This is a genomic window from Micromonospora sp. NPDC005298 (assembly GCF_040607375.1).
Classification (GTDB): Bacteria; Actinomycetota; Actinomycetes; order Mycobacteriales; family Micromonosporaceae; genus Micromonospora.
Window position 1 is genome coordinate 132,068 of record NZ_JBEXGP010000016.1, and the last position, 7,310, is coordinate 139,377.

9 protein-coding genes are annotated in these 7,310 nt (G+C 73.9%); 8 read left to right on the plus strand and 1 reads right to left on the minus strand.

Features of this window, described 5'->3' with window-relative positions; translation table 11 throughout:
- The first annotated feature begins 13 nt into the window (after window positions 1-13).
- Genes ABZS77_RS21350 through ABZS77_RS21375 form a run of 6 tightly spaced genes read left to right on the plus strand, consistent with a single transcriptional unit; the run spans window position 14 to window position 5,448 of the window.
- A complete protein-coding gene (locus tag ABZS77_RS21350; protein ID WP_354825374.1) occupies window positions 14-1,438 on the plus strand; it encodes an acetyl-CoA carboxylase biotin carboxylase subunit in 1,425 nt (474 codons plus the stop codon).
- On the plus strand, window positions 1,435-2,190 hold the full coding sequence (locus ABZS77_RS21355) for an SRPBCC family protein (protein ID WP_354825377.1): 756 nt from the start codon (window positions 1,435-1,437) through the stop codon (window positions 2,188-2,190). The genes ABZS77_RS21350 and ABZS77_RS21355 overlap by 4 nt, the downstream gene beginning before the upstream one ends.
- On the plus strand, window positions 2,183-2,578 hold the full coding sequence (locus ABZS77_RS21360) for a cupin domain-containing protein (protein WP_354825380.1): 396 nt from the start codon (window positions 2,183-2,185) through the stop codon (window positions 2,576-2,578). The genes ABZS77_RS21355 and ABZS77_RS21360 overlap by 8 nt, the downstream gene beginning before the upstream one ends.
- Window positions 2,575-3,849, plus strand: a complete 1,275-nt coding sequence (locus tag ABZS77_RS21365) for a beta-ketoacyl-[acyl-carrier-protein] synthase family protein (RefSeq protein ID WP_354825383.1) — start codon at window positions 2,575-2,577, stop codon at window positions 3,847-3,849. The genes ABZS77_RS21360 and ABZS77_RS21365 overlap by 4 nt, the downstream gene beginning before the upstream one ends.
- A gap of 31 nt (window positions 3,850-3,880) precedes the next feature.
- Window positions 3,881-5,128: a beta-ketoacyl synthase N-terminal-like domain-containing protein gene (locus ABZS77_RS21370; protein ID WP_354825386.1), complete on the plus strand. Its 1,248-nt coding sequence runs from the start codon at window positions 3,881-3,883 to the stop codon at window positions 5,126-5,128.
- Complete coding sequence (locus ABZS77_RS21375; RefSeq protein WP_354825389.1) at window positions 5,125-5,448, plus strand: antibiotic biosynthesis monooxygenase family protein; 324 nt, start codon at window positions 5,125-5,127, stop codon at window positions 5,446-5,448. The genes ABZS77_RS21370 and ABZS77_RS21375 overlap by 4 nt, the downstream gene beginning before the upstream one ends.
- Window positions 5,449-5,454: 6 nt before the next feature.
- Here ABZS77_RS21375 and ABZS77_RS21380 read toward each other — a convergent pair whose 3' ends face one another.
- Window positions 5,455-5,589: a hypothetical protein gene (locus ABZS77_RS21380; protein ID WP_354825392.1), complete on the minus strand. Its 135-nt coding sequence runs from the start codon at window positions 5,587-5,589 to the stop codon at window positions 5,455-5,457.
- Between the two features lie 202 nt (window positions 5,590-5,791).
- Between ABZS77_RS21380 and ABZS77_RS21385 the strand changes: the two genes are divergently transcribed.
- Together ABZS77_RS21385 and ABZS77_RS21390 are read left to right on the plus strand one after the other, a co-directional pair.
- Window positions 5,792-6,874 (plus strand): alpha-hydroxy acid oxidase, encoded by a 1,083-nt coding sequence (locus ABZS77_RS21385; protein ID WP_354825394.1) that lies wholly within the window; start codon window positions 5,792-5,794, stop codon window positions 6,872-6,874.
- Between the two features lie 67 nt (window positions 6,875-6,941).
- Window positions 6,942-7,202 (plus strand): hypothetical protein, encoded by a 261-nt coding sequence (locus ABZS77_RS21390; RefSeq protein WP_354825396.1) that lies wholly within the window; start codon window positions 6,942-6,944, stop codon window positions 7,200-7,202.
- Window positions 7,203-7,310: the final 108 nt, after the last annotated feature.

Below are 7,310 nucleotides of genomic sequence, written 5' to 3' on the forward strand. Positions count from 1 at the left end.
CGGGTGGGTGAGCATGTTCGAGACCGTGCTGATCGCCAACCGGGGCGAGATCGCGCTGCGGGTGCTACGGGCCTGCAAGGAGCTCGGCGTCCGCACGGCGGTCGTCTACTCCGCCGCCGACGCCGACTCGGCTGCCGTCCGCCTCGCCGACCAGGCCGTGCGGATCGGACCGGCGTCGAGCCGACGCAGCTACCTCAACGCCGCCGCCATCGTCGAGGCGGCCCGGCAGGTGGGGGCGCAGGCCGTGCACCCCGGCTACGGGTTCCTCTCCGAGGACGCCGACTTCGCCGAGATCTGCGCCGACAACGGGCTCGTCTTCATCGGCCCCCCACCGGCGGTGATGGCGGCGCTGGCCGACAAGTCCTCGGCCCGGGCCCTGATGAGCCGCGCCGGCCTTCCGCTGCCGGCGGGCAGCGTCGCGCCGGTGCCGACAGTCGCGGCGGCGGCCGAGGTGGCCGACACCGTCGGCTACCCGGTGATCGTCAAGGCCGCCGCCGGTGGCGGCGGCCGGGGAATGGCCGTCGTGCGCACCCCCGCCGAACTACCCCGGGTGTACGCCCGCACCCGCGCGGCCGCGCAGGCCGCGTTCGGCGACGACCGGGTGTACGTCGAGCGGTACCTCACCGAGGCGCGGCACGTCGAGGTGCAGGTGCTCTGCGACTCGCACGGCAACGGCGTGCACCTGGGCACCCGGGACTGCTCGGTGCAGCGCCGGCACCAGAAGCTGGTCGAGGAGGCGCCCGCGCCGGCACTGCCCGGCGGCGTCCTGGACGCCATCGCGCAGACCGCGCTGCGCGGCGCGCTCCAGGTCGGCTTCGTCGGCGCGGGCACGCTCGAGTTCCTTGTCGACGCCGAGGAACGGTTCCACTTCCTGGAGATCAACTGCCGGATCCAGGTGGAGCACCCGGTCACCGAGATGGTCACCGGCATCGACCTGGTGCACGAGCAGCTGCACATCGCCGCCGGGGTGCCGCTGCGCTGGCGGCAGGAGGAGATCCGCCTGCACGGCGTGGCGGTGGAGTGCCGCGTCAACACCGAGGACCCCGCGCGCGGCTTCGCGCCCACCCCCGGCCGGCTGGAGCGGTTCACCCCACCCGGCGGCCCGTTCACCCGCGTCGACACACACGCCAGCGCCGGCTACGTGATCGGACCCTGGTACGACTCGCTGCTCGCCAAGGTCATCGTCTGGGCACCCGATCGCGAGTTGGCGCTCAACCGCCTCGAACGCGCCCTGGAGGAGTTCGACATCGCCGGGCCGGGCGTACGCACCACCATCCCGTTCGTGCGGCGGGTGCTCGACGACGCCGCGTTCCGCAAGGGCCGCTACACCACCAGCCTGGTCGACCGTCTGCTCGCCGCGCCGGCGCGGACGAGCACCCCCGCACCCCGCCCCGCGCCCGCCGCGGGGCCCGACGTACCCAACCGGAGGAACCGATGACCGTCACCCATGGTCGCCCACTGACATCCGAGATCACCGACATCCTGGTGGCGCACTGCGGGCTCGACGCCGACGCCGCGGCCCGGGCGCCCGCCGCGTCACTGGAGGAACTGGGCATGGACTCCCTCGCCCTGCTGGAGCTGTCGGCGGTCGTCGCCGACCGGTGGCAGGTGACCATCCCCGAGCAGTCCGGGCAGCTGAGCATCCCGGCGGTCGCCGACCTGGTCGCCCGCCGCGTCGACCCACCCGGACACACCGAGAACGACGTTCTCATCGACGCGCCGCTGCCGGTGGTCTGGGAGGTCACCAACGACGTGGCGAACTGGACCGAACTGTTCACCGAGTACGCGGTCGTGGAGATCCTGCACCGCGACGGGCACACCGTGCGGTTCCGGCTGACCATGTACCCCGACGAGAACGGGGTGTCGTGGAGCTGGGTCAGCGAACGCACCGCCGACCCGCTGAGCCGCCAGGTCCGCGCGCACCGCGTGGAGACCGGGCCGTTCGAGTACATGCGGATCCACTGGCGCTACACCGAGGAGGCCGGTGGCACCCGGATGGCCTGGACGCAGGACTTCGCGATGAAGCCGACCGCGCCGGTGGACAACGCCGCGATGACCGAGCGGATCAACACCAACAGCGTCATCCAACTCGCGGTCATCAAGGACCGGGTGGAGCGGATCGCCCGCCAGCGCGCCGAGCAGGACCGCCCGGCGGCCGGCGACGAGTCGACGGAGGCCGACGATGAGTGACCTCGGCACGCGGCCGGTCGCCGCCGCGGACGTACCCGCCGACCGTCGGCGCGGTGGTGAGCTGCGGGTGCTGCTCGGCCCCCGCACCGTCGGCAGCACCTCGGGCTTCCTCGGGGTGGCGACGCTCGCGCCGGGGGAGCGGATCGCCGAGCACTACCACCCGTACAGCGAGGAGTTCCTGTACGTGGCCCGCGGCGCGATCACCGTGGACCTGGACGACGAGGCGACCCCGCTGGCCGCCGGCGAGGCGCTGTTCGTGCCGGTGAACGTGCGGCACCGGCTGCGCAACACCGGCGCCGAGCCGGCCGAGGTGGTCTTCCACCTGGGCCCGCTGGCACCCCGCCCGGAGCTGGGGCACGTCGACACCGAGTTGGTCGAGGCGTCGTGACCGGGCGCCGCACGGTGGTGACCGGCGTCGGGGTGGTCGCCCCCGGCGGCGCCAGCCGGGACCGCTTCTGGAAGACCATCACCGAGGGACGTACGGCCACCCGGCGGATCAGCTTCTTCGACCCGTCGCCGTTCCGCTCGCAGATCGCCGCCGAGTGCGACTTCGATCCGGTCGCCGCCGGGCTCACCGACGCCGAGCGGCGCCGCGCCGACCGGTACGTGCAGTTCGCCCTGGCCTGCTCGGCCGAGGCGGTCGCCGATGCCGGCCTGGTGCTCAGCGACGCCGAGCGGGACCGGGCCGGGGTGGTGCTCGGCACGGCCGTGGGCGGCACGATGGCCCTGGAACAGGAGTACGTCACCGTCAGCGACCACGGTCGACGGTGGCTGGTCGACGCGGCGCTCGGTGGCCCGTACCTGTACCAGGCGTTGGTGCCCAGCAGCCTCGCGGCGGACGTGGCCTGCCGGCACGGGCTGCACGGGCCGGCGCAGGTCGTCTCCACCGGCTGCACGTCGGGCATCGACGCCATCGGCTACGCCCACCAGTTGATCGTGGACGGTGAGGCGGACGTGGTGCTGGCCGGCGCCGCCGACTCGCCGATCTCACCGGTGACCGTCGCCTCGTTCGACGCGATCAAGGCGACCAGCCCGGACAACGACGACCCGGCGCACGCCTCGCGCCCCTTCGACGCCGACCGGCACGGATTCGTGCTGGCCGAGGGCGCCGCCGTGCTGGTGCTGGAGGAGGCCGGGCGGGCCCGGCGGCGCGGCGCGCACGTCTACTGCGAGGTCGCCGGTTACGCCAGCCGCAGCAACGGCTACCACATGACCGGGCTGCGCCCGGACGGGCTGGAGATGGGCCTCGCCGTCACCGACGCGCTGCGGCAGGGCCGCATCGCGCCCGAGCAGGTCTCCTACATCAGCGCCCACGGCTCGGGCACCCGGCAGAACGACAGGCACGAGACCGCAGCGTTCAAGCGGGCACTGGGCCAGGCCGCGTACCGGGTGCCGATCAGCTCGATCAAGTCCATGGTCGGGCACTCCCTGGGCGCGATCGGGTCGATCGAGATGGCCGCCTGCGCCCTCGCCATCGAGTTCGGGGTGGTGCCGCCCACGGCGAACTGGAGCACCCGGGACCCGGAGTGCGACCTGGACTACGTACCCAACGAGGCGCGGGAGGTCCCGGTGGACGTGGCGCTGTCGGTGGGCAGCGGATTCGGCGGGTTCCAGTCGGCGATGGTGTTCCGCCGCCGACCCCCGGCGGTGGCGGCGTGAGCGGCCGGCCCGACACCTCGGCGGTGACCGCGTGACGGCCCGGGCGGTGGTGACCGGCATCGGCGTGGTCGCCCCCAGCGGCGTCGGCGCGGACGCGCACTGGCGCACCGTGCTGGCCGGCACCCGTCGCACCGGCCCGATCACCCTGTTCGACCCGGCCGGCTACCCGACCCGGCACGGCGGGCAGGTGCCCGACTTCACGGCCGACACGTACGCCGACAGCCGGCAACTGGTGCAGACCGACAGGTGGACGCACCTCGGCTTCGCCGCCACCCGACTCGCGCTCGCCGACGCCGGCCTGCCCGAACGGGCACCCGACCCGTACGGCTACGCGGTGACCCTGGCCAGCTCGTCCGGCGGCAACCTGTTCGGCCAGCGGGAGCTGCAACGACTCTGGGGCGGCGCGTCGCGCACCGTCGGGGCGTACCAGTCGATCGCCTGGTTCTACGCCGCCAGCGTCGGGCAGCTCTCCATCCACCACCAGTTCAAGGGCCCCAGCGGCGTGCTGGTCGCGGAGACCGCCGGCGGGTTGGACAGCCTCGCGCACGCCGCCCGGGCGGTACGCCGGGGCACGCCCGTGGTGATCGCCGGTGCCACCGAGTGTCCGTTGAGCCCGTACGCGCTCGCCTGCCAACTGCGCTCCGGGCTGCTCAGCGACGTCGACGACCCGCAGCGGGCGTACCGGCCGTTCGACGCGACGGCCAGCGGCTACCTGCCGGCCGAGGGCGGCGCGGTGTTCGTGGTGGAGGAGCTGGGGCACGCGCTGGCCCGGGGTGCCCGGGTCTACGGCGAGGTGAGCGGGTGGGGCTCCACCCACGACGCCGCGCACACCACGGCGGACAGCGCGGGCGACGTGGGGCAGTACGCGCGGGCGATGCGGCTGGCCCTGGACCGGGCCGACGTCGCTGCGGCGGGGATCGACGTGGTGCTGCCCGACGCGCTGGGCGTGCCCCGCTACGACCGCAGCGAGGCCGAGGCGCTGCGGGCCGTGTTCGCCGACCGGCCGCCCCCGGTCACGACGCAGAAGCCGCTCACCGGGCGGGCGCACCAGGGCGGGTCGGCGCTTGACGTGGCCACGGCGCTGCTCGCCTTCGCGCACGACACGCTGCCCGCGTCCGCCGGCCCGGACGAGGTGGCCGACGGGTGTGAGCTGGACTTCCTGCGCGAGCACCGGCGGCCGCGCACCCGGCTCGCACTGCTGTGCGCGCGGGGGTTCGACGGGTTCAACAGCGCGCTGGTCCTGCGGGGAGCGGCGCCGACGAGGAGAGAGACGCCATGACCGAACAGCGGGCCCGGGTGGTCTTCCTGGTACGGGTGCCGGTGCCGCGCACCGAGCAGTTCCTCGCCGCGTACGAGGCGGTGCGGCACCTGGTCGCCGACGGTGTGCCGGGGCACCTGGTCGACCAGGTGTGCCGGTCGTCGACCGACCCGGAGCAGTGGCTGATCACCAGTGAGTGGGAGAGCCTCGCCGACTTCGAGAGCTGGGAGCGCAGCCCGGAGCACCGGGACCTGGTGCGCCCGATGCGGGAGTGCTTCACCGACGCCCGCTCGCTGCGCTTTCACATCCACGCGCAGACGCCGGCGCTCGCGCCGGGCTGACCACACTCACCCGGAGAGGCTGACCTCGGCCACGTACACGCAGGTGCGTTCCTCGTGGGACGAGTAGTAGCTGACCCACAGCAGGTCGTTGTGCCAGACCAGGCCGGGGTAGCTGGTGTCGCCGCCGGAGGGCAGCGTCACGAGTTCGGTCAGCTTCCCCCGGTCCGGGTCGCCGTGGAACCAGACCAGCGGTCCCGTCCAGGTGGCGTCGAGGGCGGCCCGCCAGATCCCGATTTGCCACCCGGGCCGGCCGGGTCACCCGTCGCGGCCCCGTGATTGACGCCCGTCGACGGTGGCGGCTACGTTTCTGGACCATCCATGTCGACCCGAGGCGGGTGAGCCGGTGCCGACCGACCTGCCGACCGTGTCGCTCGACGACTACGCCGCGCGGGCCCGCGCCGTGTTGCCGCCGGACGTGTGGGACTACGTCGACGGTGGCAGCGGAGCCGAGGTGACCCTGGCCGCCAACCGCCGCGCCCTGGACGGGGTCGCGGTGCTTCCCCGGATGCTGGTCGGCGTGGACGCCGTCGACCTGCGTACCCGACTGCTCGGCCGCCCGTACGCCATGCCGGTCGGGGTGGCGCCGATGGCGTACCAGCGGCTGCTGCACCCGGACGGGGAGCGGGGCCTCGCGGCGGCGGCCGGCGCGGCCGGGGTGCCGTACCTGGCGAGCACCCTGGGCAGCACACCCATCGAGCAGGTGACCGGGGTCGGCGCGGACGTCTGGTTCCAGCTCTACTGGCTACGGGAGCGGGCCCTCGTCCGTGACCTGCTGGACCGGGTCGTCGAGGCCGGGTGCCGGGCACTGGTGGTCACCGTGGACGTACCGGTGCTCGGTCGGCGTCCCCGGGATCTGCGCAACGCGTTCCGGCTGCCCGACGACGTCGTCGCCGCGAATCTGCCCGACGGCCGGGACGCCCTGGCGCACGCCGGCGCCCCCGGGGTCGCCGCGCACCCGGGCGCGTCGTTCGCGCCGGCGCTGCGCTGGGCGGACCTGGCCTGGCTGCGCGAGCAGGTCGACCTGCCGCTCGTGGTCAAGGGGGTGCTGGATCCGCGGGACGCGGTCGAGGCGGTGCGGGTCGGCGCGGACGCGGTGGTCGTCTCCAACCACGGTGGCCGCCAACTCGACGGCGCGCCGGCGAGCGTCACCATGCTGCCGGAGGTCGTCGACGCGGTCGGTGACCGCTGCCAGGTGCTGCTGGACAGCGGTGTCCGTGGTGGGACGGACGTGCTGCGGGCGCTGGCGTTGGGCGCGGCCGGCGTGCTCGTCGGCCGGCCGCTGCTGTGGGCGCTGGCCGCCGGCGGTCAGACCGCCGCGCGGGACGCGTTGGCGCTGCTCGCCGCCGAGCTGACCGACGCGTTCACACTGGCCGGCTGCGCCGATCCGGCGGCGGCGGCGGAGCTGCGGACCGTCCGCGCGGGTTGACACACCGCGTTCACCGGATGGCAAAGCGCGACGGCCCACGTTCCGCCGTCCTGGGTGGACGGTCATAATGGGGCGCATGGTTGCCTGGGAGTACGCCCTGCTCGTCCGCCGCTATCAGGGACAGGGCCGCAATTTCCACGTCTCGTTCGTCTGGTACGCCCCGGACGGCTCGCGCAAGGACATCACCGCCTACGGCGACACCGCCATCGCGCACCTCAACCGCGCGGGCCGGGAGGGCTGGGAGCTGGTCTCCGCCGCCGAGGACGTGAACAACGTCCAGGGCAGCACCGAGGTCCACCGCTACCACCTCAAGCGCCCGCTGAACTGACCCGCCCGCCGACGTGACCGGTCGCCCGCCCGACGCGTCGGGCGGGGGCGCCGCGCGCGGCAAGCGGAAATGAACACCACACTAAAAAAAAAAAAACAAAAACAAAAA

Bases quoted from the DNA above. Each gene is read 5' to 3' on its own strand.
- ABZS77_RS21375 (WP_354825389.1), top strand. From the start codon at position 5,125: ATGACCGAACAGCGGGCCCGGGTGGTCTTCCTGGTACGGGTGCCGGTG.
- ABZS77_RS21350 (WP_354825374.1), top strand. From the start codon at position 14: ATGTTCGAGACCGTGCTGATCGCCAACCGGGGCGAGATCGCGCTGCGG.
- ABZS77_RS21390 (WP_354825396.1), top strand. From the start codon at position 6,942: ATGGGGCGCATGGTTGCCTGGGAGTACGCCCTGCTCGTCCGCCGCTAT.
- ABZS77_RS21360 (WP_354825380.1), top strand. From the start codon at position 2,183: ATGAGTGACCTCGGCACGCGGCCGGTCGCCGCCGCGGACGTACCCGCC.
- ABZS77_RS21355 (WP_354825377.1), top strand. From the start codon at position 1,435: ATGACCGTCACCCATGGTCGCCCACTGACATCCGAGATCACCGACATC.